The sequence below is a fragment of the Serratia proteamaculans genome (assembly GCF_946227095.1).
GTDB lineage: Bacteria > Pseudomonadota > Gammaproteobacteria > Enterobacterales > Enterobacteriaceae > Serratia > Serratia proteamaculans_E.
The window spans coordinates 98,378-124,249 of record NZ_CAMISV010000016.1; the positions used below are offsets into that span (position 1 = coordinate 98,378).

Here is a 25,872-nt window from a genome sequence, read left to right on the forward strand (position 1 = left end):
AATCAGCCAATCGTCGGGAACACCGGCAACAGCAGGTACAGCTTAATCACAATCGCGTTGGCGATATCAATAAAGAACGCCCCCACCATCGGCACCACCAGAAACGCCAGGTGCGACGGACCGAAGCGATCGGTAATCGCCTGCATATTGGCGATCGCCGTTGGCGTAGCGCCCATACCGAAGCCACAGTGACCAGCAGCCAGTACCGCTGCATCGTAATTTTTGCCCATCACCCGATAGGTGACGAAAATCGCGTACAGCGCCATCACCAGCGTTTGCACCGCCAGGATCGCCAGCATCGGCAAGGCCAGCGAAGCCAGCTCCCACAGCCGCAGGCTCATCAGCGCCATGGCCAGGAACAGCGACAGGCTGACGTTACCCAGCACCGATACCGCACGTTCAAACACGGTATAAAAGCCGGTGAAAGCCAGGGTGTTGCTGAGGATCACGCCAACAAACAGCACGCAGACGAAGTTTGGCAGTTCAAACACCGTGCCACTCAGTAAGCCGGAAATCAGCTGCCCCAGACTCAGACAGATAGCGATCATGGCGATGGTTTCAATCATGACCAGCGAGGTGATCAAACGGCCGCTCTCCGGCTTTTCAAAACCGCTTGGCTGGACACTGTCATCCGGCGTGCCTTCCGGCGTGGAAGAGTGCTTCACCAGGTAGCGCGCCACCGGCCCGCCAATCAGGCCACCCAATACCAGTCCGAAGGTGGCACAGGCCATCGCCACTTCCGTGGCATTTTCAAACCCGTAGCGCTCGATAAACAGCTTGCTCCAGGCTGCCCCGGTACCGTGTCCGCCGGACAACGTAATGGAGCCGGCGATCAGACCCATTAGCGGATCCAGACCCAGCATTTTCGCCATGCCGATGCCGATGGCGTTCTGCACCAGCAGCAGGCCCAGCACCACAAACAGGAACACCATTAATGCTTTGCCGCCCGCACGCAAGCGCGCCAGGTTGGCATTCAGACCGATGGTGGCGAAGAAAGCCAGCATCAACGGGTCCTTCAGCGACATATCGAAGCTGATTTCCCAGTTAACCAGCTTTTTCAGGGCTAACAGCAGGAGTGCCACCAGTAAACCACCGGCGACAGGGGCAGGGATGGTGTATTTTCTCAACAGGGGAATGCTGGTAACGCATTTGCCCCCAAGGAGCAAAACCAATGTTGCCGCGACTAACGTGCCATAAGTATCAAGATGAAACATCCAGGTACTCCATGTAAGGGGAAAGATCCAATTAAGAAATAATAAGTTATAGAAAACCGCTTAGTTTTTAAAACTTGATGAGTGCAGGATTAGAAGTAAAAAACGCTGATAACACAAGAAAAAATGAATAAAAATGCGACATAACCGGCGATAACACTAACAAAACATTAACGCGCAACCGTTTGCTTTTGTGGGGCAAATCATTAAAATGCCTGCTTTGCCGTTTCTGGAAATGCCACACCATGACCATGCCATCCGCCGAGCTTGATGCTGTGCAAAAAGCATCCTCCCCTGCCCGCAACAGTGAACTGATTTATCGCCTGGAAGACCGCCCACCGCTGCCGCAGACGCTGTTTGCCGCTAGCCAGCACCTGTTGGCCATGTTCGTTGCGGTGATCACCCCGGCTCTGCTGATCTGTCAGGCGTTAGGTTTACCGGCACAGGATACTCAACACATCATCAGCATGTCGCTGTTTGCCTCCGGTCTGGCCTCTATCCTGCAAATTAAAACCTGGGGGCCGGTCGGTTCCGGCCTGCTGTCAATTCAGGGCACCAGTTTTAACTTTGTTGCGCCGCTGATTATGGGTGGGCTGGCACTGAAAAATGGCGGTGCCGACGTACCGACCATGATGGCAGCGTTGTTTGGCACACTGATGGTCGCTTCCTGCACCGAGATCTTGCTATCACGCGTGCTGCACCTGGCACGACGCATTATCACCCCGCTGGTTTCCGGCATCGTGGTGATGATTATCGGTTTATCGCTAATCCAGGTTGGGTTGACCTCCATCGGCGGTGGCTATGCCGCGATGAACGGGGGTAGCTTCGGTGCCCCCAAAAACCTGCTGCTGGCCGGTGCGGTATTATTGGTGATTATCTTGCTAAACCGTCAACGCAACCCGTACCTGCGCGTCGCCTCTCTGGTGATTGCCATGGCGGTCGGTTATCTGCTGGCCTGGGCCATGGACATGCTGCCAACAAGCCAACCGGTTCCAGAGACGGCAGCGATCATCATCCCAACGCCGCTGTATTACGGTCTGGGCTTTGACTGGAACCTGCTGTTACCCCTGATGCTGATCTTTATGGTCACCTCACTGGAAACCATTGGCGATATCACCGCCACCTCGGACGTGTCGGAACAACCGGTCAGCGGCCCGCTGTATATGAAGCGCCTGAAAGGCGGCGTGCTGGCCAACGGCCTGAATTCGATGCTGTCAGCGGTGTTCAACACCTTCCCCAACTCCTGCTTTGGTCAGAACAATGGGGTGATCCAGTTGACCGGCGTTGCCAGCCGTTATGTCGGTTTCGTGGTGGCGCTGATGCTGATCGTGCTGGGATTATTCCCGGCGGTAGCCGGATTCGTGCAGCACATTCCTGAACCGGTCTTGGGCGGCGCAACCCTGGTAATGTTCGGCACCATTGCCGCATCCGGCGTGCGTATCGTGTCACGCGAACGGCTGAACCGCCGTGCGATCATGATCATGGCGCTGTCGCTGGCGGTGGGCATGGGCGTTTCCCAGCAACCACTGATCCTGCAGTTCGCACCGGACTGGCTGAAAACCCTGCTTTCCTCAGGCATTGCGGCCGGCGGCATCACCGCCATCGTGCTGAACCTGGTATTCCCGCACGAACACGAAAAGCCGTAATCAGCCACACTGACGGTTAAACGGCCGCTTGCGGCCGTTTTTTATTGCCTATCAGACCATTGCACTTGAGATGCCCGGCCAATTACGGCATAAACAGGGTATCTTTTTTGACCGATGCGGATGTAGACGATGAAATTTATCGGGAAACTGTTGCTGACGTTACTGCTGCTGGTTGTGCTGGCCATTGCGCTGTTGTACGTCATTGGGCAAACCCGTTGGGCAGCCGGCTGGGCGAGCCGCTGGGTCAGCGATAACAGCGACTATCGCCTGTCGGTGGCGAAGATCTCTCACTCGTGGGACCAACCGGGCCAAATCAGCCTGGAAGACGTTCAGTTAGCGACAAAAAATCAGCCACCATCGCTGGTTGCCAAACAGGTGGACCTTGGGCTCAGCCTGCGCCAACTTACCGAGCCGCGTTATTTTCATAGCGTCACGCTACGTGAGGGGACGCTTAAGCTCCCACAACAGAATGCAGTATTGCCGATACAGGCCGATGTGCTGCAACTGAGCAACATGGCGCTGCAATCCAACGATGAAACCTGGCAGCTGGATGCCCAACAGGTCAATGCCGGTGTTATGCCATGGCAGCCCAAAGCCGGCCATCCCTTAGGTGAAAACAATCAGTTCCAGTTCAGCGCAGGCTCTATGACGCTGAACGGCATCCCTGCCTCACAGGTGCTGGTCCAGGGCGAACTGAAACAAAACCAACTATTACTCAGCAACTTCGGTGCCGATCTGGCACAAGGTGATTTGACTGGCGTAGCCACCCGCGCCGCTGATGGCAGTTGGCAGGTAGAACGCCTGCGGCTGAGTGGCGTGCGCATGCAGACGCCACTGACACTGGAACAGTTCTGGCAACGCTTTACCGCCCTGCCGCCGATCACGCTTAAACGTTTTGATCTGATCGATGCGCGGCTGGAAGGCAAAGAGTGGGCCTTCAACGATCTCGACCTGTCGCTGCAGAACGTCACCTTCCAGCAGGGCGACTGGAGCAGCCCGGACGGTTCGCTGAACTTCAACGCCAGCGATCTGATCAATGGCGGCTTCCATCTGATTGATCCGATCATGAATATGCGTCTCTCGCCAGCGGGTATCGCTATTCAGCAGTTCACCACCCGCTGGGAAGGCGGCCTATTGCGTACCTCCGGTAACTGGCTGCGCGCCAATAATCGCCTGCAATTGGATGAGGTGGCGGTCGCCGCGTTGGAATACACCTTGCCGAGCAACTGGCGCGGATTGTGGCTACAAACGCTGCCACACTGGTTGGCGGAGGTTTACGTCAATAAGCTGACCACCAACCGCAACCTGATCATCGATATCAATCCGGCTTTCCCGTTCCAAATCACCGCGCTGGACGGTTACGGCAGCAACCTGTTGCTGGCGCGCGATCACCAGTGGGGTATCTGGTCCGGCACGCTGAATCTCAACGGCAGCGAAGCCACCTTCAACAAGATCGACGTTCGCCGCCCATCGTTGGCGCTGAACGCTAATGACGGGCAGATTAACGTCACCGATCTCAGCGCCTTTATGCCGCAGGGATTGCTGGAAGCCAAAGCCACCATCGAGCAGTTGCCGGGCAAGCCTTTTACGCTGTCGCTGAATGGGCGTTCGGTACCGGTGAACACCCTGCAACAATGGGGATGGCAGCCGGTCCCACTGGAAGGGGACGGTAACCTGCAATTACAGTTGAAAGGCTTGCTGAACAGCGATGGGCCATTTAAGGCTTCATTGCAGGGCCAATTACAGGCCACCAGCAAAGCAGGACAAACGCTGGAGCAACAACTGCCTTGATTTTGGATTGGCCCTCTCTGCACCGAGAGGGCCACAGTATCAACTGTCTATCGCCTCACAACCGCCCTGATCGAGGGGAACTTCCGGTTCGGCCGGCAACACCATATAAGTGCCTTCAAACACCGCCCCTCTGTCATCGTCGCCGAACAGGTGGACTTCCGCCTGTACACGAGCACGGCGACCACGCGCCAGGCGGGCCAAATCCCCGCTCAACGAACTGAGATCCGCCACCGCTCGCGGCCGGCCGGTGATCGGCTTGCTGTAACGGATATGGGCATCCGCCAGAATAATAGTGCCGCCCAAATGGCGCTCACGCAGCAACAGCCAAATTAGCCCCCATGCGGTCAGCGTCGCCAGGGAGAACAGGCTGCCGGCAAACAGCGTATGGTGCGGATTCTGATTGCCGATCTCCGGCATGGTGGTGACAAAACGCTGGCCGGTATATTGGCTGATGCGCACGCCCATTTTCTCACTGAGCGGGATATGATCGTACCAGGCCTGCTGCAACTGACCGCACCAGTCGGGGCGATGCAGAATGTCATCCAGCGTCGCCACGGGTTTGATCATCAGGAAGTGACGAATCGGTGTGGTTTGCGGCGCGGTGATCTCACCTTGGTTAACAAAGCCCAGTTTGGCAAAGAAATCTACCGCGTCTTCACGAGCGCTACACACTACCCGCTTAACACTCTCCTGGCGTGCCACGGACTCCAGGGTCATGGCCACCAGCGTACCCAGGCCTTTGTCCTGCACCGTCGGATCTACCGCCAGAAAACGAATCGCCGCCTCGTTGTCCGCATTGATATACAGCCGCCCAATAGCGACAATTTTTCCGCCCTCGTCCACCACCATTTGGTGATGCGCCATGGCGTCATAGGCATCCTTTTCCGACCCCACCGGCTGGTGCAGCGGCTTGCGCAGCATTTCCCAGCGGAACTGGTAATAATCCTTCAGTTCTTGTTCTGTTACCGGTACTCGTAGGTGATACATAGACGCCTTCTCTCTCAGAATACTTAGACTTGAAGCCAAAACGTCACTGGTCCGTCGTTCACCAGCGCGACTTTCATGTCAGCCGCAAACTCACCGGTTTGAGTTTCTATGCCGCGCTCGCGGCACTGGCCAACAAAATACTGGTATAAGCGATCGGCTTCCTGCGGTACCGCACCGCGTGAAAAGCTCGGACGCATACCTTTTTGCGTGTCGGCCACCAGCGTGAACTGCGAGACCACCAGCAGGCTGCCCCCTGCCTGTTGGACATTGAGATTCATCTTGTCGTTCTCGTCACCAAAGATGCGGTACCCCAACACACGCTCACACAGGCGAACGGCCTTCTGCTCGTTATCGTCCTGCTCCACGCCCAATAACACTAACAAACCCGGGCCTATGTTGCCTACCGTCTGACCTTCGACCGTGACGCTGGCATTTAATACCCGTTGAATTAACGCAATCATAACTGCCCTTCTGATGACTGATTCTGTTGTTCCGCCTTCTGTTGGCGGTAGTCGCGGTATTCCGCGATGGTCACCGTGATTTCCGCGCCGAGTAACACGATACACCAGCTCCAGTAGACCCAAAGGAATAAAATGGGGATCACCGCCAGCACGCCGTAAATCAGCTGATAAGACGGGAACATGGTGATGTACAAGGCAAAACCTTTCTTACCCAGCTCAAACAGCAACCCGGCCACCAACGCACCTATCAATGCATCCTTAGGCGGCACTCGTACCGTCGGCACAATGCAATACAGCAACCAGAAGGATATCCACGACAGGATCAGCGGGAAAATACGCAACACCTGATCCACCAGGCTGTTAACGCCGGTCTGCGCCAACCAGTTGAGTGACAGCAGATAAGAGCTGATCGCCATACTGGCACCGACCAACAGCGGCCCCAGGGTCAGAACCATCCAGTACACCGCGAACGAAAACACGATTGGACGCTTGTTTTTGCTACGCCAGATGGTGTTCAGCACGCTGTCCACCGAGGAGATCAACAACAGCGCGGTGACAATCAGCCCGCAGGTACCGACGGCAGTCATCTTGTTGGAGTTGGCAACAAACTGTTCCAGATAACTCTGGATCACGTTGCCGGCGGCTGGCATGAAGTTGGAGAAGATAAAGCTTTTCAGTTGGACGCTGATATCGGAGAACATTGGGAACACGGCAAACAGCGCGAACACCACGGTCACCAGGGGCACCAGCGACAGCAGGGAAACATAAGCCAGATGGCCCGCCAACATGGTCAGGCCATCACTGTCGATACGCTTGATCAGCAGCCGCCCAAAGGTGACGCTGGGTTTGATCGCAGAAGGCAGCTTCTTGCGGCGGAAAAATGACATGGCCACTCCTTGATGTCAGTTTGTACGCCTTAAGCTTAACCCTTCGCGGTCATTGGGCAAAATAAGCTGGCACCACGTCGCGGTCGGTCACGTGCACCCCTTTAATGCCCAGCGCCTCAGCCGCTGCCACATTAGCCGCCACATCGTCAAAAAACACCGCCTGCTCCGGTGGGGTATTTTCGGCGTTAAGGACGTGCAGATAGATATTGGCGTCCGGTTTGCGCATGCCAATGTCCTGAGACAAATAGAGATGATCGGCGGCTTCTGCCACTTGTGGGTAGTGCTGTGGCCAATAGTTGCAGTGCAGGCGGTTGGTGTTCGACAGCACCACCACACGATGGCCTTCGCTGCGCAGGCGTTTCATGATGTCGATCACTTCCGGGCGCAGGGCAACAAACACCGCCTGCCAGCCGGTAGCGAACTGTTCGAAACTGAGGGCGATACCCATTTCATCACTCAGCCGTTCAGCAAAGTCTTCATCGCTGATCTCACCGCGCTCATGCTGTTGGAACAACTCGCCCATGGTGAAACGCTCGGACAATACCGCCAGCGGCGTACCGCTTAAATTGCTCCATACACCCAGTACACGTTTGAAATCGATATCGACGATCACATTACCTAAATCAAAGATATACAGCATAGTCCTCTCCTGATGGGCCGGTGAGATTTTACTGTAGCGGGAAAAGCAGGGGCTGAATAGAGAGCAGGCAGAAAAGCGTATAGCACGCGGCAGAAATGGGAAAAGGCAGAGGAAAAAACTCAGGGCGCTGGACGCGCCCTAAGTGTTGCAGACTAAATCAGCGATTAAGCTTCTTTAGGACCGCGGCTTGCACGCTTACGATCGTTTTCAGTCAGGTGACGTTTACGAATACGTACGGACGTTGGCGTTACTTCTACCAGTTCGTCATCATCGATGAATTCCAGAGCTTGCTCCAGGGACATCTTGATAGCAGGAACCAGGGTAGTCGCTTCGTCAGTACCGGAAGCACGCATGTTGGTCAGCTTCTTACCGGTCAGGCAGTTCACGGTCAGGTCGTTAGAACGTGAGTGAATACCGATGATCTGGCCTTCATACACTTCTGCACCGTGACCCAGGAACAGCTTGCCGCGATCTTGCAGACCGAACAAGGCGAATGCTACCGCTTTACCCTGGCCGTTAGAGATCAGCACGCCGTTCTGGCGCTGGCCGATTTCACCCTGGCGCACGTCATCGTAGTGGCTGAAGGTGGAGTACAGCAGGCCGGTACCGGAAGTCATGGTCATGAACTCGGTACGGAAGCCGATCAGGCCACGCGCAGGGATCAGGTAATCCAGGCGAATACGACCTTTGCCGTCTGGGATCATGTCCTTAACGTCACCTTTGCGCTCACCCATGGCTTGCATGACTGAACCCTGGTGCTGTTCTTCGATATCCAGCGTCACGTTTTCGAATGGCTCTTGCATGCGGCCATCGATTTTACGGTTGATAACTTTTGGACGGGAAACCGCCAGCTCGAAACCTTCACGACGCATGTTTTCGATCAGAACCGACAGGTGAAGTTCACCACGGCCAGATACGCGGAATGCATCAGCATCTTCGGTTTCTTCAACACGCAGTGCCACGTTGTGCACCAGCTCTTTGTTCAGACGGTCAAGGATCTGACGTGAAGTCACGTACTTGCCTTCTTTACCACAGAACGGAGAGGTGTTGACGTTGAAGTACATGGTTACGGTCGGTTCATCAACAGACAGTGCCGGCAGCGCTTCAACCGCATTCACATCACAGATGGTGTCAGAGATGTTCAGCTCGCCCAGACCGGTGATAGCGATGATGTCGCCAGCTTCAGCGATAGGCGCTTCGATACGCTCCAGACCCATGTGAGTCAGAACCTTGGCAACTTTACCGTTACGGGTTTTGCCTTCGCTATCAATGATAGTGATCTGTTGGTTCGGCTTGACCTTACCACGCTTGATACGGCCGATGCCGATAACGCCCACGTAGTTGTTGTAGTCCAGCTGAGAGATCTGCATCTGGAATGGTGCTTCGACCTCAACCTGCGGTGCAGACACGTGGTCTACGATCGCTTGATACAGCGGGGTCATGTCTTCCGCCATCTCATTGTGGTCAGTACCCGCGATCCCCAACAATGCAGAAGCATAGATGATTGGGAAGTCGAGCTGCTCGTCGGTCGCGTCGAGGTTAACGAACAGGTCGAAGACCTGATCAACAACCCAATCAGGACGTGCGCCTGGACGGTCAACCTTGTTGATTACCACGATCGGCTTCAGACCATTAGCGAAGGCTTTTTTGGTCACGAAACGGGTTTGCGGCATTGGGCCATCCATTGCGTCCACAACCAGCAGCACCGAGTCAACCATTGACATCACACGCTCAACCTCACCGCCGAAGTCGGCGTGTCCTGGGGTATCCACGATGTTGATGCGGTAGTCTTTCCAATTAATGGCGGTGTTTTTAGCGAGGATGGTAATCCCACGCTCTTTCTCCAAATCGTTGGAGTCCATTACGCGTTCGGTGGCTTCTACACGCTCTCCGAAAGTACCGGATTGTTGCAGCAGCTTATCAACCAGGGTGGTCTTACCATGGTCAACGTGGGCAATAATGGCGATGTTACGCAAATTTTCGATCACAGCTTTGCCTCAGGCATTAGAAATAGCGCGCTATTGTACACGTATTAAGCGAGGGACTAAACAAGATCACAACAGTCTCTTATAAACAACTGTGTACAGGTCAGTATGTGATCCCTTTCACGGTGCAAAAAGCAGCATCCGGTGCACTTTTGCACCATTACAGTGCCCCACCTCGCATAGATTGCACCATTTAAGTGCAATGCATCACTGATGGTGCATACTGATTCTGTGCAAAAGCCGCGCAGAAAGGCGATTAAAGCGCTTTAGCAAAGTTGGCACAGTTTTCGCTTTAGTCTTTTTAAGACAAAAAAAGCCAGTTCCACAGATTCGTTCCACGACGAAGACAATGATAAATCCGGGAGAGTTAAGTATGTCCGCTGAACACGTTTTGACGATGCTGAATGAGCATGAAGTGAAATTCGTAGACCTGCGTTTCACTGACACCAAGGGTAAGGAACAACACGTCACCATCCCTTCTCATCAGGTAAATGCCGACTTCTTCGAAGAAGGTAAAATGTTTGACGGCTCCTCGATCGGTGGTTGGAAGGGCATCAACGAATCTGACATGGTGCTGATGCCAGACGCCAGCACGGCGGTACTGGATCCGTTCTTCGAAGAATCCACCCTGATCATTCGCTGCGACATCCTCGAGCCAGGCACCATGCAGGGCTACGACCGTGATCCGCGTTCCATCTCCAAGCGTGCAGAAGATTTCCTGCGTTCTTCCGGCATCGCGGACACCGTGCTGTTCGGGCCAGAGCCAGAATTCTTCCTGTTCGATGATATTCGTTTCGGCAGCAGCATCCGTGGTTCCCACGTAGCTATCGACGATATCGAAGGCGCATGGAACTCCGGCACCAAATATGATGGCGGCAACAAAGGCCACCGTCCAGCAGTCAAAGGCGGTTACTTCCCGGTTCCTCCGGTCGATTCTTCACAGGACATCCGTTCTACCATGTGTTTGACCATGGAAGAGATGGGCCTGGTGGTTGAAGCGCACCACCACGAAGTGGCAACTGCAGGTCAGAACGAAGTGGCAACCCGCTTCAACACCATGACCAAGAAAGCCGACGAAATCCAAATCTACAAATACGTGGTTCACAACGTGGCTCACGCATTTGGCAAAACCGCGACCTTCATGCCGAAACCTATGTTCGGTGATAACGGCTCCGGTATGCACTGCCACATGTCGCTGTCCAAGAACGGGACTAACCTGTTCGCCGGCGACAAATACGGCGGCCTGTCTGAAATCGCCCTGTTCTACATCGGCGGTATCATCAAGCACGCTAAAGCGATCAACGCCCTGGCCAACCCGACCACCAACTCTTACAAGCGTCTGGTCCCAGGTTACGAAGCACCGGTCATGCTGGCTTACTCAGCCCGTAACCGTTCAGCTTCTATCCGTATCCCAGTGGTAGCCAGCCCGAAAGCGCGCCGTATCGAAGCCCGTTTCCCGGATCCAGCGGCTAACCCATACCTGTGCTTCGCGGCGCTGCTGATGGCCGGCCTGGACGGTGTGATTAACAAAATCCACCCTGGCGATGCCATGGACAAAAACCTGTATGACCTGCCACCGGAAGAAGAAGCTGAAATTCCAAAAGTTGCAGGCTCCCTGGATGAAGCGCTGGCTGCACTGAGCGAAGACCGCGAGTTCCTGACCCGTGGCGGCGTATTCACCGACGACGCGATCGACGCTTACATCGATCTGCGTAAAGAAGAAATGGACCGCGTTCGCATGACACCACACCCGGTTGAGTTCGAACTGTACTACAGCGTTTAAGTTTTACCGCGCCGCCTGCGGGCGGCGCCCAGATTTAGTTGTCTTTTTTTGTTGCCGTGGAAACTTTCTGCCCATCTTCGGATGGGTTTTTTTCTCCACCGTATTTTCTGCAAAACTATTCCATACCGCACGCCGTGGGGATGGGGTAGGATAGATGCACTAAAAAGGTGCAGGAGTCTGCTGTATGGCAACTGGCAAGCTGCCCGATGCTGGGCAGATCCTCAATTCTCTCATCAACAGCATCCTGCTGTTGGATGATGATCTGGCGGTTCATTACGCCAATCCGGCAGCACAACAACTGCTGGCACAAAGTTCCCGTAAACTTTTCGGTACACCTTTGCCCGATCTGCTCGGCTATTTCTCACTGAACGTCGATCTGATGCGTGAAAGCCTGCGCGCCGGCCAGGGCTTTACCGATAGCGAAGTGACCCTGGTAGTTGATGGGCGCGCACATATCCTCTCCCTGACCGCCCAGGCGCTGTCTGAAGGCTATATCCTGATCGAGCTGGCGCCCATGGATAACCAACGCCGCCTGAGCCAGGAACAGCTGCAGCACGCTCAACAGGTTGCCGCCCGCGATCTGGTCCGTGGCCTGGCACATGAGATTAAAAACCCGCTTGGTGGACTGCGTGGCGCAGCACAACTGCTGGCCAAGGCCCTGCCCGACCCATCACTGACCGAATACACCAAGGTGATCATTGAGCAGGCCGATCGCCTGCGCAATCTGGTCGATCGCCTGCTGGGCCCGCAACGCCCGGGCCAGCACATTACCCAGAGTATTCATCAGGTGGCAGAACGCGTTTGCCAACTGGTGTCGCTGGAGAAGCCGGATAACGTGACGCTGGTGCGCGACTACGACCCGAGCCTGCCCGAGATGGCACACGACCCGGATCAAATCGAGCAGGTGTTGCTGAACATCACCCGCAATGCACTGCAGGCACTGGGCGAAGCAGGCGGCACCATCACGCTGCGCACCCGTACCGCATTCCAGATCACCCTGCACGGTACCCGCTACCGGTTAGCGGCACGTATCGATATCGAAGATGACGGTCCCGGCGTGCCGGCGCAGTTGCAGGACACGCTGTTTTACCCAATGGTCAGTGGTCGCGAAGGCGGAACCGGCCTGGGTTTATCCATCGCCCGTAATCTTATCGATCAGCATTGCGGAAAAGTTGAATTTAACAGTTGGCCAGGACATACCGAATTCTCGGTTTACCTGCCTATTCGCCAGTGAGGTTTTCTATGCAACGAGGGATAGTCTGGATCGTCGATGACGATAGCTCCATCCGCTGGGTGCTTGAACGCGCGCTCACTGGAGCCGGTGTGAGCTGTGTGAGCTTCGAAAGTGGCAATGCGGTACTGGAAGCCCTGGCCACGCAAACGCCTGACGTGTTGCTGTCTGACATCCGCATGCCGGGTATGGATGGCCTGGCGTTGCTCAAGCAGATCAAGCAGCGTCACCCCATGCTACCGGTCATCATAATGACGGCACATTCGGATTTGGATGCTGCGGTCAGCGCCTACCAGCAGGGGGCGTTCGATTACCTGCCAAAACCCTTTGATATCGATGAGGCGGTAGCGCTGGTAGAACGCGCCATCAGCCATTATCAGGAACAGCAGCAACCGGCGCGCAGCCAGCCGGCCAACGATCCGGTGGCGGACATTATCGGCGAGGCCCCGGCGATGCAGGACGTGTTCCGCATCATCGGTCGTCTGTCGCGCTCATCGATCAGCGTGCTGATCAACGGCGAATCGGGTACCGGTAAAGAGCTGGTGGCGCATGCCCTGCACCGCCATAGCCCGCGTGCCAAGTCACCCTTTATCGCGTTGAACATGGCGGCGATCCCTAAAGACCTGATCGAATCAGAGCTGTTCGGCCACGAGAAAGGGGCCTTTACTGGCGCCAATCAGATCCGTCAGGGCCGCTTTGAGCAGGCCGACGGCGGGACGCTGTTCCTGGATGAAATCGGCGATATGCCGCTGGATGTGCAAACCCGTTTACTGCGTGTGCTGGCAGATGGTCAATTCTACCGGGTCGGTGGGTACGCGCCGGTGAAGGTGGACGTGCGCATTATCGCCGCCACCCACCAGAACCTGGAGTTACGGGTACAGGAGGGCAAATTCCGTGAGGATCTGTTCCACCGCCTGAACGTGATCCGCGTGCACCTGCCGCCATTACGTGAACGTCGTGAGGACATCCCCCGTCTGGCTCGCTACTTCCTGCAAGTCGCGGCAAAAGAGTTGGGTGTCGAAGCGAAGAATCTGCATCCGGAAACCGAAACCGCCCTGACCCGCCTGCCATGGCCGGGTAACGTACGTCAGTTGGAAAACACCTGCCGCTGGTTAACCGTGATGGCCGCCGGGCAGGAAGTGCTGATTCAGGACCTGCCGAGTGAGCTGTTTGAAACCTCTGCACCGGAAACGGCCGGCCACAGTCTGCCGGACAGTTGGGCCACGCTGCTGGCGCAATGGGCCGACCGCGCATTGCGTTCCGGTCATCAAAACCTGCTGTCGGAAGCGCAACCGGAAATGGAGCGCACGCTGCTCACCACCGCGCTGCGTCATACCCAGGGGCACAAGCAGGAAGCTGCCCGCTTGTTGGGTTGGGGTCGTAATACCCTGACGCGCAAGTTGAAAGAGTTGGGAATGGAATAGTTTGCGTTATTGATGAAAACAGCCGCATCCGCGGCCGTTTTTTTATCGATCAGATAACCCGAGAGAATTGCTGAGTGCGAGCCTGTTGGCGCAGGTAGATATCAAAGCACATGCAAATATTGCGGATCAGTAGCCGGCCACGCGGCGTGACGCGAATACCCTGCTCGTCACGTTCCACCAACCCATCGCGTTCAAACGGCGCCAGCAGTTGCAAGTCTTCAGCAAAATAGCTGGCGAAATCGATGTCGAACTGTTGTTCTATCGCCGGATACTCCAGCTTGAAATTGCAGATCAGCGTTTTGATCACCTCACGCCGCAGGCAGTCGTCTTCCGTCATCGCCAGACCGCGCCATAAGGCATTACCCTGCGCCTCTACGCTGCTGTAATAGGTCTTCAGCTCTTTCTGGTTCTGGGCATAGCTGTCCCCCAGCATGCTGATGGCGGACACTCCCAGCCCCAGTAAATCACTGTCACCCTGAGTGGTGTACCCCTGGAAGTTACGATGCAGTTTGCCTTCACGTTGTGCCACCGCCAGCTCATCATCCGGGCGGGCAAAGTGATCCATGCCGATAAACTGATAACCGGATTCGGTCAGGGAGGCGATGGTCTGCTGCAGGATATCCAGTTTCTGCTGCGCGCTCGGCAAATCCGCGTCTTTGATTTTGCGTTGGGCGGCAAACAGGTTCGGCATATGCGCATAGTTAAATACGCTGAGGCGATCCGGGTTTAGTTCCGCCACCCGCTGCAGGGTGTAAGCAAAGCTCTCCGGCGTCTGCTTTGGCAACCCGTAGATAAGATCGATATTGGTGGAGTTAAACCCCAGAGCCTTGGCGCGGGCGATCAGGGCGAAGATAAAGGCTTCATCCTGCTCACGGTTCACCAGCCGCTGCACCTCTTTATTGAAATCCTGTACCCCCATGCTCAGGCGGTTAAAGCCTTCGCTGCGTAAATGATCGAGCACATCCAGCTCAATCTCGCGCGGATCGACTTCGATCGACATTTCCAAATCGGGGAGAAAATCAAAGTGTTGGCGCAACAGTGCCACCAGCTTGCTGATTTGCGCTTTGCTCAGGTAAGTCGGTGTGCCGCCACCCCAATGCAACTGGCCGACTTTACGCCCGGCAAACAGAGGAGCGCGCTGAGCGATCTCCTGCGCCAATACCGCCAGATATTCATCGGCCTTGTGTGTCTGACGCGTCACCAGCTTATTGCAGCCACAGAAATAGCAGAGTTTGTGACAGAAGGGGATATGCACATACAGCGACAACGGACGCTCTGGATAACGCGTAGCGGCGCATTGAAACGCCGCTTCGTCATAGCCCTGGTTGAACTCCAGCGCTGTGGGGTATGAGGTATAACGCGGCCCTGAATAGTTATATTTCTGGATCAGGGCCAGATCCCAGACAATTGCCTGCTCTGACATGCTCACTCCTTCCGATATTTTTTTCTACCGGGCCGGGAAATGGGCAGTTGTCTACGCTGTCTGGCCGCGGAAGCGCTGCGAAAACGCGTTTTGCGTTTAGACAGCCGCCACAGTTTACCGAATAACCACAGCAGATAACACAGTAAGAGTAGGGCTACTGTCAGGATCACCCACATGACGCGTTAAATTACGTCTTTCGGGTTACCGCCTTTCAGCAGTTTCAGGATATCTTCCCGCTTCTCTTCTTCTTCTTCGTCGTCATCGTCATCGCCCAACTCAATACCCAGTTGCTCCATCAGGGCATCAATACGATCCAGCGTTTGATCAACATAAGCCTGATCTTCGGCGTTCAGAGTCTCGCCGTCATCAATGCGATCCAGCAGCGCATCCAAACGCTCATCATTTTCCAGCTTGGCCAGTTCTTCTTCCGGCGTCAGGCGTGGTTTAGGCTTGGCTTCAGCTTTTGGCTTGGGTTGCGGTTTGGCTTTTGGTTTATCTTCAACCACCAGCGCTACCGGCACTTTGCTGCCGATACGCGGATCTTTGGCCTGGGCTGCCGCTTTATTTTTTTGATTAGCAGACTCAACCTGGGTGCGAGAACCGGAAGCAAGACCACGGCGTTTTTTCTGACGCTTGTGTTCACGGGCTTCCTGATCGAGCTCCGCACGGCTTTTCTTTTTGGTTTTCGGCGTCGCCGCGCTGCTGCGTGGGGCGCGAGGTGCTTTTGATGGCTGGTTCATAGCGTATGCTCTTAGGTATGTAGATTCAGTATAGAGATAGATGCTATACGATTGCGGCGGAATCTAGCAGAAAGCGAACAAAGAAAAAAGGCGGCAGGTTAAACCTGCCGCCTTTTTACACCTTCTTTCGAAGGATATTCCTGCTACGCGCTCCGTGCGCACATTCAACATCCTGGTTTTTCCTTTTGCTATAAGTGCAATCCCTGCCGCACTACGTCCTTCATCCTGAAGGGAAAATCATCCATGGCGCAATCCATTCGCATCCACTCTTCCTGAGCGCGCTTCCTGCGGGCATTCCAATCGCGGTAACTTCACCATCCTTGTGCTATTCGCATATTCAGATGCAAATAGGTCAATTCCTTCTGGGGTCATCCTGGCACTCCAGCACTTCCTGTGCACTCCATGAGATTTATCACCCTTCCCGGATGTTCCTTAATCCTGCACAGCCCTGTGCTGCAAACTACTCTACGCGATCGAGGGGGAGTCTCAAGGTAGCTGCAGAGACTTTGGCATAATAAAGAGGACAACGGAGAATTAAATCATTGTTTTAAAACACAAAGAATAAAAACAGCTTTCGAATAAAGCGACATTACCCCCTATTCGAATGGCGAATGTCTCACAAGCCCGGCTTAGTCTGATCGCCATGCCCTGCTGGCCCAACGCTTAAAAACAGAGAAACACACCATTTTTACCGCTGATGCAGTTATAATCGCCAATCAGTTAGCCATCCTCGCGGAGACGAAAAATTTTGACCAGCAAGAATTACAATTATCATGTGACCCATTTCGTCACCAGTGCGCCCGATATTCGCCATCTGCCGGGGGATGAAGGTATTGAAGTTGCGTTCGCCGGCCGCTCTAATGCCGGTAAGTCCAGTGCATTAAATACCCTGACCAACCAGAAAGGCCTGGCGCGTACCAGTAAAACGCCGGGGCGTACCCAGCTGATTAACCTGTTTGAAGTGGAAGAAGGCATTCGCCTTGTCGACCTGCCGGGTTATGGCTATGCCGAAGTTCCTGAAGAGATGAAACGCAAATGGCAGCGTGCGCTGGGTGAATACCTGCAAATGCGTAACTGCCTGAAAGGTCTGGTGGTGCTGATGGACATCCGCCACCCGTTGAAAGATCTCGACCAACAGATGATTCAGTGGGCCGTCGATGTCGGTACACCGGTCATGCTCCTGCTGACCAAAGCAGATAAACTGGCCTCTGGCGCGCGTAAAGCGCAGCTTAATATGGTGCGTGAAGCGGTAGTGCCGTTTATGGGCGATATTCAGGTTGAAGCCTTCTCCTCCCCGAAAAAAATCGGCGTCGACAAGCTGAGCCAGAAACTGAACACCTGGTTTAACGAGATCCCACCGGAAGTGCTGCCGGAAGATGACGACACCGCCGGCGAATAACAACGCCCCAGGTACCGCAGTAGCCGATGTGGAAACGCATCGGCTTTTTTACGCCCGTGATCCGCGATATCAGGCTACTTTCGTTATCTAATTACATTTTTGACTGAAATACATCATAAATTCTTATGACGATTTAACGTTGAAAATCCAACGGATGGGCAATTTCAGAAGATCGATTGAGGAAAAATCAGGTCGGAGAGAATAGGAAAAACTTATGGCTTGGCTTTGTTTTTACAATAAAAAACGCCCCAGTCAATACTAACTGGGGCGGCTAAATATTCAGCCAAATCCGATTACGTGAAGTAAAAGGTCTGAAAGATAGAACATCTTACCTCTGTACCCTACGCGAGTAACTTTACATGATTTTTTCGCAGTGCAAAAGAATTTTTTGTAGTTTACTTACACAGTTTAGTGCGTAATAACGGCGAGGTTGCGGAAACAATCGCCGTATCCTGTAGCTTAATTACAAAAACTGCTTAGGTTATCGCCAGTTAGCGCAACCACTAAAGTTCCGGCTGGCAAACCACGGCATTCTTAGTGGGCTTCATCCCAGTTGGCACCCACCCCAACGTCGACTTTCAGCGGCACCGCCAACGCCATGCTGTTTTCCATCAGCTCACGAATTCGCTGATTGGACTCCTCAATCACCGATTCATGCACCTCGAACACCAGTTCATCGTGTACCTGCATAATCATACGCACCAGCGGCTTCTCCTGAGCTTGCAGCCAGGCGTCCACTTCGATCATCGCACGCTTGATGATGTCGGCTGCCGTCCCCTGCATTGGGGCGTTAATCGCCGCACGCTCGGCCGCCTTGCGACGCATGCCATTACTGGAGCTGACATCCGGCAAATACAGACGACGACCGTCCAGCGTACTGACGTAACCCTGGCTGGCGGCCTGCTGGCGGGTGCGCTCCATATATTCCAGCACGCCCGGATAACGTTCGAAGTAAAGGTCCATATAGCGCTGTGCTTCACCGCGTGGGATCCCTAGCTGTCGCGCCAGACCGAACGCGCTCATGCCATAAATCAGGCCAAAGTTAATCGCCTTGGCGCTACGGCGCTGTTCATTCGTCACCTTGTCAAGCGGCAGGCCAAACACCTCTGCCGCGGTAGCGCGGTGGATATCCTCACCGGCCGCAAAGGCCTTCAGTAACCCCTCATCCTGTGACAGGTGGGCCATAATGCGCAGTTCAATTTGCGAATAGTCGGCAGCCACAATGCGGTAGCCTTCAGGGGCAATAAATGCCTGACGGATACGGCGCCCTTCGTCGTTACGCACCGGAATATTCTGCAGGTTAGGATCGCTGGAAGAGAGACGCCCGGTAGCCGTTACCGCCTGGTGATAAGAGGTATGCACCCGGCCACTGACCGGGTTAATCATCAGCGGCAACTTGTCGGTATAGGTGGTTTTCAGCTTCGCCAAACCACGGTATTCCAGGATCACCTTCGGTAACGGGTAATCCAGCGCCAATTCAGCCAGCACCTCTTCGTTAGTCGAAGGCGCGCCACCCGGGGTTTTTTTCAGTATTGGCAGCTTTTGTTTTTCGTACAGGATCGCCTGCAGCTGTTTGGTGGATGCCAGATTGAAAGGCTCTTCCGCCAATTCATGGGCCTGAATTTCCAACTCAGCCAAGCGCTTGGTCAATTCAATGGAGTGTGTGGCCAAAATGCTTTGGTCAATCAACACCCCGGTTCGCTCGATATGCGACAACACCGGCAACAGCGGCATTTCAATCTCATTGAATACCGTCAACAGTTCGGCGCTTTCCTTCAATTGCGGCCACATCGCTAAGTGTAATTGCAGCGTGACGTCCGCATCTTCAGCGGCGTAAGGTGCTGCCTGCTCCAGTGCAATCTGGTTGAAGGTGAGCTGCTTTTTACCCTTGCCGGCAATTTCTTCGAAGGTCACGGTTTTGTGGCCAAGATAGCGATCGGACAAACTGTCCATATCGTGACGGCCGCCTACGCTGTCGAGCACATAGGATTCCAGCATGGTGTCGAAAGCAATACCACGCAAGGTGATGTCGTAACGCGCCAGCAGGCTCATATCAAACTTCAGGTTTTGCCCGACCTTCAGCGCTTTCTCGTCTTCCAGCAGTGGCTTCAGAGTGGCCAACACATGAGCGCGATCCAACTGTGCCGGCGCATCAAGATAATCATGTGCCACCGGCAGATAAGCGGCTTCGCCCGGTGCAATGGCAAATGACAGGCCGATCAGGTTAGCGGTCAGGGTATCCAGGCCGTCAGTTTCGGTATCAAACGCGAACACTTCGGCTTTTTTCAGTTTTTCCAACCACTCGGCAAAGGTGTCCTCATCCAGAATGGTGACGTAGCCTTCTTGCGACAGTGTTGCTTCTGCCGGAGCTTTTCCGGTTTCAGCGACTGCACTGGCAGAAGATTTCGCCGCGCTGGTTGCTTTCACTCCGGCGCCTTTCTTGCCTTCGAGCCAAATGCCGGCTTCGACATCCGCCAGCCAGCGCTTAAATTCATACTGTTTGAACAACTGCTGCAACGTATCTACATCCAGTGGAGACACCTGGAGATCGGCGCAGGTCAGATCCAGCTCGACGTCAGTTTTGATAGTAGCCAGCTTGTAAGAGAGGTACGCCATCTCTTTGTTCTGTTCCAGCTTGGCCGCCATGGTTTTGGCCCCACGGAAGCTGAGCGTGGCGATGCTGTCCAGATTGGCATAGAGCACATCCAGTCCACCCAGCCCCTGTAACAGCCCCTGCGCGGTCTTCTCACCCACGCCAGGCACGCCAGGGATGTTATCCGAGGCATCCCCCATCAGCGCCAGGAAGTCGATAATCAGCTCCGGCGGAATGCCGTACTTGTCGCACACTTCCTGCGGGCCGAGAATGGTGTTGTTCATGGTGTTGATCAAAGTGACGTTCGGCGTGACCAGCTGCGCCATGTCTTTATCGCCGGTGCTGATCAGCACTGCATGACCGGCTTTTTCAGCTTCCAGTGCCAGCGTACCGATGACGTCGTCCGCTTCAACGCCGGGCGTGACCAGCAGCGGCAGGCCCATGGCCTTGACCATTTTGTGCAACGGCTCAATTTGCGCGCGCAGATCGTCAGGCATCGGTGGCCGGTGCGATTTGTATTCTGCGAACAGCTCATCACGGAAGGTTTTTCCTTTGGCATCAAACACCACCGCAACATGGCTTGGCTGGTACTGCAGCAGCAGGCTGCGCAGCATATTCAGCACACCGTACATTGCCCCGGTCGGTTCACCCGCGGAGTTGGTCAGCGGAGGGAAGGCATGATAAGCGCGGTAGAGGTAAGAGGAACCGTCAACCAGGATTAATGGGTTTTCTGCAATTTGAGCCATAGCGTTACTTTATCTTTATCGTGATCGGACATGACGGTAAGCATGCCATAGCTGGCCGCCTGAGACGAACCTTAGCGTGCATTAAGGGTGAAAATCCTGTGATCTTGCGAAGCGATCCGCAAGATCCTGCCTGTGGATAACTTTGTGCATAGAAAAGACAGCAAATTATAACGATGCGTTTATCGTTATAAGAAGGAATAAAATTCCTATTGAAATCACGGCGTTAAATGGCGCTATTTTAACTGAGGGTAATTATCGACTTTTACACAATTTGTGGATATAACTTGCGTCCAATTTTAATAGCACTATTCATCAAATTCGACGCCTCAATTACCATAGCACAAGATGAACAAGTTGCACGAAAACGCAGCAAATGCCTATTTCTCTCGCTATAAAACAGTTACTGTTAGCGGACGCTTTCCCCCTATAATTTCTGTTAAAATATTTTTTTGTTCATGCATCCCGGCATGTAACGCTGTTCTCACCAACCGTCAGCCCATAACCATGCCAAGATTGTTATCCCCTGTTATTTTTATACTTTCTGCCCTGCTCGCCATTTTGGTGACCGTGCTCTGTTCGATCCCGATCACACTGGCCGGTATCATTAAGCTACTGGTGCCCTTTCCTGCCGTCTGGCGACGTATCTCAGCCTTTGCCGATTTTATGATGTGGTGCTGGTGTGTAGGACTGGCACTACTATTACGCATCAACTGGCAGCTGCGCTGGGATATTGAAGGGTTGGAAGGACTGGATCGCAAAAACTGGTACCTGCTGATCAGCAATCATGAAAGCTGGTCAGATATTGTGGTGCTGTGCGTGTTGTTCCGTAACCATATTCCAATGAATAAATACTTTCTGAAACAACAGTTAGCCTGGGTGCCCTTTGTCGGCCTGGCCTGCTGGGCGCTGGATATGCCATTCATGAAACGCTACTCGCGCAGCTATTTACTCAAACATCCGGAAAAGCGCGGTAATGACATTGAAACCACACGCCGTTCCTGCGAAAAGTTTCGACAACGCCCAACCACTATCGTCAATTTTGTGGAGGGATCGCGCTTTACTGAAGCCAAGAAAATTAAAACCCACTCGCCCTACCGCAATTTATTGGCGCCTAAAGCCGCCGGTATTGCTTTTACGCTCAGTGCATTAGGTAAGCAGTTCGATAAAGTGTTAAACGTTACTCTGCTTTATCCAGAAAATACGGAGCGGCCTTTTCTGGATATGCTGTGCGGCCGATTGAAACGCGTTGTGGTCAGAATTGAGCTGCTGCCAATCGATGAAACCATGCATGGCGATTACTTTAACGATAAGCAGTTTAAGCGGCGCTTCCAGCTTTGGCTGAATACGCTGTGGCAAGATAAAGATCGGCTGCTGGATAAGTTGAAGCGACAGTGAGGAAAGAAAAAGCCGGCTAAGCCGGCTTTTTTACTCTAAATTTTGGTTACTTTTGTTCGCTGAGGAATTTAACCACGTCAGCGAATTGCTTCACATAAGCATCCATCGAGCTGGTATCCAGGCCGTCGTTTTTAACCATGTATTTGCCGTTAACAAATACGGCTGGCACGCCGCGCAGTTGCAGATCTTCTGCAGCTTTCTCCTGTTGAACCACCAGGGATTTCACCACGAAGCTGTTCAGGGCCCCATCATAATCAGCCGCGCTCACGCCGGCCTTCACAAACACGTTGCGGATATCATCCGGAGTTTGCACGGTCTGGGTTTTCTGCACCGCTTCAAACATCAGCGGGCTAACTTTATCTTCCACACCCAACGCCATTGCCACAGCCCATGCCTGAGTCAGTTGTTTACCCAACGGCCCCAGGAATTCCACGTGGTACTTGGTCATTTTAGTGCCCGCAGGCAACGCTTTTTTCACATTTTCGGAAACGTGATACACCTGCTCAAACTGATAGCAGTGCGGGCAATAGAAGGAAAAGAACTCCAGCACCTGAGGTTCGCCGGTCACCGGCTTGTCCAGGGTCACGTACTGCGCACCATCGCTAAATTGCGCAGCCGAGGCGCTGAATGCCATTACCATGCCAACGAGTGCCAACCATATTTTCTTCATCAGACTAAACTCTCCATTGTGTTAAAGCTTCAATACATTGGCATCAGCTGCAGAGGGGGTTCCTGCAACAGCTTAACCTGCTCGGTGAATGCCGCGGTCTGAGATAACCAAAAATCAGACTCCGCCATCCACGGAAAACTTTTAGGAAATGCGGGATCTTGCCAACGACGGGCAACCCATGCCAGGTAGTACACCATGCGCATGGCCCGCAACGGCTCGATCAACGCTAATTCACTTTGATCAAACTCAGCAAACTCGGAGTAAGCTTCCAGCAATATATCTAACTGCATCAAGCGATCGCGGCGCTCACCGTGCAACAGCATCCACAGATCCTGTATCGCCGGCCCGTTACGCGCGTCGTCAAGATCAACAAACAGCGGGCCATCTCGCCACAGAATATTGCCCGGGTGGCAATCACCGTGCAAACGCCGCGGCTGCCAATCCAGATGCCAACGTTGTTCAATCGCCTCGATCAACCTGTCGGTCGCGGCCAGGAAGTTTTCACGCAGGGCTTTAGGTAACAGTTCACAGCTAGCCAATATCTGACGTGGCGCCGTGAGGTATTCCTCAATGCCCATTGTCGGCCGTTCCACAAACAGGCTTTCACTGCCTACCTGATGAATACGCCCCAGGAAACGACCCACCCACTCCAGTTGATCAAGATTATCGATCTCATACTGCCGCCCACCAACGCTGGGAAAAACAGTAAAAAAGAAACCGCTGTGCGTATGCAGCGTTTGGCCTTGCAGGGACAACGGCGCAACGGCCGGGATCTCCGCCAAGGCAAGATCATGAGAAAACTGGTGTTCTTCACCAATTTGCTCAGCGCTCCAACGTTCAGGCCGATAGAACTTCACCACGTAACGCTTACGATCTTCGTCCATAAACTGGTAGACGCGGTTTTCATAACTGTTAAGCGCTGTGAGCCCGGAGTCTACACGCAGGCCAACACCTTCCAGCGCGTCCATAATCAGGTCGGGCGACAGGGTCTGAAAATTAAAAGCTGAGTTGTTCATAACAACATTCGATTTCGTTTGGTGACATCACTGTGTCGGGAATGAGAAATAGTAGCATTAATGGCAGGTTTCACGAGTAACTGGTTCACCTTACCGCACGAATGCTAATCCTTTATCACCCCACGGGCGCGTAACAATGCCGTTTTGAAGTCTTCCTCGTAATCCTTTTTCAGGCCGGGGATCTGTTCGGTGCCGGCGCTGCCGCGCATTTTCAGATGGTAGATCAGGATATCATCACTCAATTCGGCCAAATTCCCCTGGAAACCGGCTTCCTGTGCCAGTTTTTGCAAAAACTGGATCAGATTGAGGTCCGGATCTTCCTGCCAGGCAGGCTGTAGCAACTCAATCAGCTCGTTTACGCGGTGCGTTTTCATCGCAATATCGTCCAATAGAATCAATAAACACACAAAGTAACAGGCTTACCAACGCAGTGAAAGGAGCAGCTTGTCAATAAAGGTAAATCCTGATGTCGCCCCCTCTTTAGCGCTACAATCAGGGCGTTAGCCATAAATTCGGGATGATAGATATGCATGAGGAGATTACCGGCATTATTTTAGCCGGCGGGCGCGCCACACGTATGGGCGGAGAAGACAAAGGTCTGGTTCAGGTAGCCGGCATACCACTCTACCAATACGTACTTTCTCGGCTACGCCCCCAGGTGGGTCAGATAGCCATCAGCGCCAATCGCAATCAAGAACGCTATCGGGAAAGTGGTCTGCCCATCGTCAGCGATCTGACACCCGACTTTTCCGGCCCACTCGCAGGCATGTTGGCCGGACTGAAACACGTGAGCACCGAATGGGTTGCTTTTGTCCCCTGCGACGTCCCCGATTTTCCCGCTACTTTGGTTGATCAACTTTGGCAACAAAAAGGCCGTGCTCTGGCCGGCTATGCCAACGATGGAGAGCGGGCGCACCCCACTCTGGCGCTGTTGCATACCAGTCTGGTACCTCAATTGGAAGAGTATCTGGCCCGTGGGGAACGCAAGTTGATGTTATTTCTGAACGCGGCAGGTGCAAGACAAATAACGTTCAGTGGCCAACAGACGGCATTCCATAATCTTAATACCCGGGAAGATTGCCTGCGTTGGCAGCAGGAAAAAGGACTCATCAATGAATAATGCGCTTCCTCCTTTGCTGGCGATCGCGGCCTATAGCGGCACGGGTAAAACCACGCTGCTTAAGCAATTAATTCCTTTATTAAAGCAGCGATGCATCCGCGTCGGGCTGATCAAACATACACATCATGATGTGGACGTGGATACGCCAGGCAAAGACAGTTATGAATTGCGCAAAGCGGGTGCCGACCAGACCTTGGTCGCCAGCGATCGTCGCTGGGCATTAATGACCGAAACCCCGGAACAGCAACCCCTGGATCTTCAGTATCTGGCCAGCCGCTTTGATCGTAACAAGGTGGATGTGATTTTAGTCGAGGGGTTTAAGCACGAGCCCGTCAGCAAAATCATTCTTTATCGTGAAGATATTGGCAGGCCGCTTGAGGATATGTTGGACGAGTTCGTTATCGCCGTTGCCAGCGATCAATCGATAACGGTTAAGGCAAGATCCCTGGATCTCAACCAACCAGAAAGTATTGCCGATTTTATTGTGGAATGGCTGAAAGGCGCAGCGTAGCTGCGTCTGTTCTTTCTTTCGCACACAGCAAAAAGCCCCATGCTTTCGCATGAGGCTTTCGACTTTGTTTGATGCCTGGCAGTGTCCTACTCTCGCATGGGGAGACCCCACACTACCATCGGCGCTACGGCGTTTCACTTCTGAGTTCGGCATGGGATCAGGTGGGACCACCGCGCTATGGCCGCCAGGCAAATTCTGTTTCATTCCAACCGC

General features: G+C 53.8%; 22 protein-coding genes and 1 rRNA gene. 9 read left to right on the forward strand and 14 right to left on the reverse strand.

The annotated features are described in order from the left end of the window. Positions 1–2: 2 nt before the first annotated feature. Positions 3–1,214, reverse strand: a complete 1,212-nt coding sequence (gene gltS / locus OC597_RS23790; RefSeq protein ID WP_261260292.1) for a sodium/glutamate symporter — start codon at positions 1,212–1,214, stop codon at positions 3–5. A gap of 242 nt (positions 1,215–1,456) precedes the next feature. Between gltS and OC597_RS23795 the strand changes: the two genes are divergently transcribed. Beyond that, a complete protein-coding gene (locus OC597_RS23795; RefSeq protein ID WP_261260293.1) occupies positions 1,457–2,857 on the forward strand; it encodes a nucleobase:cation symporter-2 family protein in 1,401 nt (466 codons plus the stop codon). A gap of 129 nt (positions 2,858–2,986) precedes the next feature. Next, entirely contained in the window at positions 2,987–4,648 is a 1,662-nt protein-coding gene (locus OC597_RS23800) for an AsmA family protein (RefSeq protein WP_262210723.1), read from the forward strand. 39 nt (positions 4,649–4,687) lie between these two features. Here the strand turns inward: OC597_RS23800 and fabY are convergent, their stop codons facing one another. The 5 genes from fabY to typA form a co-directional block, all read right to left on the reverse strand. Beyond that, complete coding sequence (gene fabY / locus OC597_RS23805) at positions 4,688–5,635, reverse strand: fatty acid biosynthesis protein FabY (RefSeq protein ID WP_099063931.1); 948 nt, start codon at positions 5,633–5,635, stop codon at positions 4,688–4,690. Positions 5,636–5,658: 23 nt separating this feature from the next. Continuing rightward, positions 5,659–6,096, reverse strand: coding sequence for a D-aminoacyl-tRNA deacylase (dtd, locus tag OC597_RS23810; protein ID WP_012147545.1), 438 nt, complete (start codon positions 6,094–6,096; stop codon positions 5,659–5,661). Beyond that, positions 6,093–6,983, reverse strand: coding sequence for a virulence factor BrkB family protein (locus OC597_RS23815; protein ID WP_261285997.1), 891 nt, complete (start codon positions 6,981–6,983; stop codon positions 6,093–6,095). Before OC597_RS23815 ends, dtd begins: the two co-directional genes overlap by 4 nt. A gap of 49 nt (positions 6,984–7,032) precedes the next feature. After that, positions 7,033–7,623, reverse strand: a complete 591-nt coding sequence (gene yihX, locus OC597_RS23820) for a glucose-1-phosphatase (protein ID WP_262210728.1) — start codon at positions 7,621–7,623, stop codon at positions 7,033–7,035. A 164-nt stretch (positions 7,624–7,787) separates the two neighbouring features. Further along, positions 7,788–9,611: a ribosome-dependent GTPase TypA gene (typA, locus tag OC597_RS23825; protein ID WP_261260298.1), complete on the reverse strand. Its 1,824-nt coding sequence runs from the start codon at positions 9,609–9,611 to the stop codon at positions 7,788–7,790. 370 nt (positions 9,612–9,981) lie between these two features. Here typA and glnA point away from each other — a divergent pair, with 370 nt between their 5' ends. The 3 genes from glnA (at position 9,982) to glnG (ending at position 14,046) form a co-directional block, all read left to right on the forward strand. Then, on the forward strand, positions 9,982–11,391 hold the full coding sequence (gene glnA, locus OC597_RS23830; protein ID WP_085120082.1) for a glutamate--ammonia ligase: 1,410 nt from the start codon (positions 9,982–9,984) through the stop codon (positions 11,389–11,391). A gap of 184 nt (positions 11,392–11,575) precedes the next feature. Beyond that, positions 11,576–12,625: a nitrogen regulation protein NR(II) gene (glnL, locus tag OC597_RS23835; RefSeq protein WP_261260299.1), complete on the forward strand. Its 1,050-nt coding sequence runs from the start codon at positions 11,576–11,578 to the stop codon at positions 12,623–12,625. Between the two features lie 8 nt (positions 12,626–12,633). Next, the gene (glnG, locus tag OC597_RS23840; protein WP_085120084.1) at positions 12,634–14,046 is read left to right on the forward strand and encodes a nitrogen regulation protein NR(I); all 1,413 of its coding nucleotides are present in this window, start codon (positions 12,634–12,636) and stop codon (positions 14,044–14,046) included. Between the two features lie 49 nt (positions 14,047–14,095). On the opposite strand, the gene hemN is transcribed toward glnG, so the two are convergent. Then, on the reverse strand, positions 14,096–15,469 hold the full coding sequence (gene hemN, locus OC597_RS23845) for an oxygen-independent coproporphyrinogen III oxidase (protein ID WP_262210731.1): 1,374 nt from the start codon (positions 15,467–15,469) through the stop codon (positions 14,096–14,098). A 182-nt stretch (positions 15,470–15,651) separates the two neighbouring features. After that, positions 15,652–16,209, reverse strand: coding sequence for a Der GTPase-activating protein YihI (gene yihI, locus OC597_RS23850; protein WP_262210733.1), 558 nt, complete (start codon positions 16,207–16,209; stop codon positions 15,652–15,654). Positions 16,210–16,957: 748 nt separating this feature from the next. Between yihI and yihA the strand changes: the two genes are divergently transcribed. Further along, entirely contained in the window at positions 16,958–17,608 is a 651-nt protein-coding gene (yihA, locus tag OC597_RS23855) for a ribosome biogenesis GTP-binding protein YihA/YsxC (RefSeq protein ID WP_099063937.1), read from the forward strand. Between the two features lie 279 nt (positions 17,609–17,887). On the opposite strand, the gene spfP is transcribed toward yihA, so the two are convergent. Both spfP and polA read right to left on the reverse strand, forming a co-directional pair. Continuing rightward, a complete protein-coding gene (gene spfP / locus OC597_RS26710) occupies positions 17,888–17,935 on the reverse strand; it encodes a small protein SpfP (protein WP_071892919.1) in 48 nt (15 codons plus the stop codon). A 207-nt stretch (positions 17,936–18,142) separates the two neighbouring features. Then, entirely contained in the window at positions 18,143–20,947 is a 2,805-nt protein-coding gene (gene polA / locus OC597_RS23860; RefSeq protein ID WP_262210735.1) for a DNA polymerase I, read from the reverse strand. A 504-nt stretch (positions 20,948–21,451) separates the two neighbouring features. On the opposite strand from polA, the gene yihG reads away from it, so the two are divergent. Then, positions 21,452–22,342, forward strand: coding sequence for a 1-acylglycerol-3-phosphate O-acyltransferase, YihG family (gene yihG / locus OC597_RS23865; RefSeq protein ID WP_262210745.1), 891 nt, complete (start codon positions 21,452–21,454; stop codon positions 22,340–22,342). Between the two features lie 46 nt (positions 22,343–22,388). On the opposite strand, the gene dsbA is transcribed toward yihG, so the two are convergent. The 3 genes from dsbA to OC597_RS23880 all read right to left on the reverse strand — a co-directional run bounded on the left by dsbA (position 22,389) and on the right by OC597_RS23880 (position 24,402). Then, positions 22,389–23,012: a thiol:disulfide interchange protein DsbA gene (dsbA, locus tag OC597_RS23870; protein WP_261260303.1), complete on the reverse strand. Its 624-nt coding sequence runs from the start codon at positions 23,010–23,012 to the stop codon at positions 22,389–22,391. Between the two features lie 29 nt (positions 23,013–23,041). Next, complete coding sequence (locus tag OC597_RS23875) at positions 23,042–24,028, reverse strand: serine/threonine protein kinase (protein ID WP_262210737.1); 987 nt, start codon at positions 24,026–24,028, stop codon at positions 23,042–23,044. A gap of 104 nt (positions 24,029–24,132) precedes the next feature. Next, on the reverse strand, positions 24,133–24,402 hold the full coding sequence (locus OC597_RS23880) for a YihD family protein (RefSeq protein ID WP_085120092.1): 270 nt from the start codon (positions 24,400–24,402) through the stop codon (positions 24,133–24,135). A 152-nt stretch (positions 24,403–24,554) separates the two neighbouring features. On the opposite strand from OC597_RS23880, the gene mobA reads away from it, so the two are divergent. Next, positions 24,555–25,148: a molybdenum cofactor guanylyltransferase MobA gene (gene mobA / locus OC597_RS23885; protein WP_262210739.1), complete on the forward strand. Its 594-nt coding sequence runs from the start codon at positions 24,555–24,557 to the stop codon at positions 25,146–25,148. Continuing rightward, entirely contained in the window at positions 25,141–25,659 is a 519-nt protein-coding gene (gene mobB / locus OC597_RS23890) for a molybdopterin-guanine dinucleotide biosynthesis protein MobB (protein ID WP_262210740.1), read from the forward strand. The genes mobA and mobB overlap by 8 nt, the downstream gene beginning before the upstream one ends. A gap of 73 nt (positions 25,660–25,732) precedes the next feature. Here the strand turns inward: mobB and rrf are convergent. Continuing rightward, positions 25,733–25,848 (reverse strand): 5S ribosomal RNA (gene rrf, locus OC597_RS23895). Positions 25,849–25,872: the final 24 nt, after the last annotated feature.

Bases quoted from the DNA above. Each gene is read 5' to 3' on its own strand.
- gltS (WP_261260292.1), bottom strand. From the start codon at position 1,214: ATGTTTCATCTTGATACTTATGGCACGTTAGTCGCGGCAACATTGGTT.
- OC597_RS23795 (WP_261260293.1), top strand. From the start codon at position 1,457: ATGACCATGCCATCCGCCGAGCTTGATGCTGTGCAAAAAGCATCCTCC.
- OC597_RS23800 (WP_262210723.1), top strand. From the start codon at position 2,987: ATGAAATTTATCGGGAAACTGTTGCTGACGTTACTGCTGCTGGTTGTG.
- fabY (WP_099063931.1), bottom strand. From the start codon at position 5,635: ATGTATCACCTACGAGTACCGGTAACAGAACAAGAACTGAAGGATTAT.
- dtd (WP_012147545.1), bottom strand. From the start codon at position 6,096: ATGATTGCGTTAATTCAACGGGTATTAAATGCCAGCGTCACGGTCGAA.
- OC597_RS23815 (WP_261285997.1), bottom strand. From the start codon at position 6,983: ATGTCATTTTTCCGCCGCAAGAAGCTGCCTTCTGCGATCAAACCCAGC.
- yihX (WP_262210728.1), bottom strand. From the start codon at position 7,623: ATGCTGTATATCTTTGATTTAGGTAATGTGATCGTCGATATCGATTTC.
- glnA (WP_085120082.1), top strand. From the start codon at position 9,982: ATGTCCGCTGAACACGTTTTGACGATGCTGAATGAGCATGAAGTGAAA.
- glnL (WP_261260299.1), top strand. From the start codon at position 11,576: ATGGCAACTGGCAAGCTGCCCGATGCTGGGCAGATCCTCAATTCTCTC.
- glnG (WP_085120084.1), top strand. From the start codon at position 12,634: ATGCAACGAGGGATAGTCTGGATCGTCGATGACGATAGCTCCATCCGC.
- hemN (WP_262210731.1), bottom strand. From the start codon at position 15,469: ATGTCAGAGCAGGCAATTGTCTGGGATCTGGCCCTGATCCAGAAATAT.
- yihI (WP_262210733.1), bottom strand. From the start codon at position 16,209: ATGAACCAGCCATCAAAAGCACCTCGCGCCCCACGCAGCAGCGCGGCG.
- polA (WP_262210735.1), bottom strand. From the start codon at position 20,947: ATGGCTCAAATTGCAGAAAACCCATTAATCCTGGTTGACGGTTCCTCT.
- yihG (WP_262210745.1), top strand. From the start codon at position 21,452: ATGCCAAGATTGTTATCCCCTGTTATTTTTATACTTTCTGCCCTGCTC.
- dsbA (WP_261260303.1), bottom strand. From the start codon at position 23,012: ATGAAGAAAATATGGTTGGCACTCGTTGGCATGGTAATGGCATTCAGC.
- OC597_RS23875 (WP_262210737.1), bottom strand. From the start codon at position 24,028: ATGAACAACTCAGCTTTTAATTTTCAGACCCTGTCGCCCGACCTGATT.
- OC597_RS23880 (WP_085120092.1), bottom strand. From the start codon at position 24,402: ATGAAAACGCACCGCGTAAACGAGCTGATTGAGTTGCTACAGCCTGCC.
- mobA (WP_262210739.1), top strand. From the start codon at position 24,555: ATGCATGAGGAGATTACCGGCATTATTTTAGCCGGCGGGCGCGCCACA.
- mobB (WP_262210740.1), top strand. From the start codon at position 25,141: ATGAATAATGCGCTTCCTCCTTTGCTGGCGATCGCGGCCTATAGCGGC.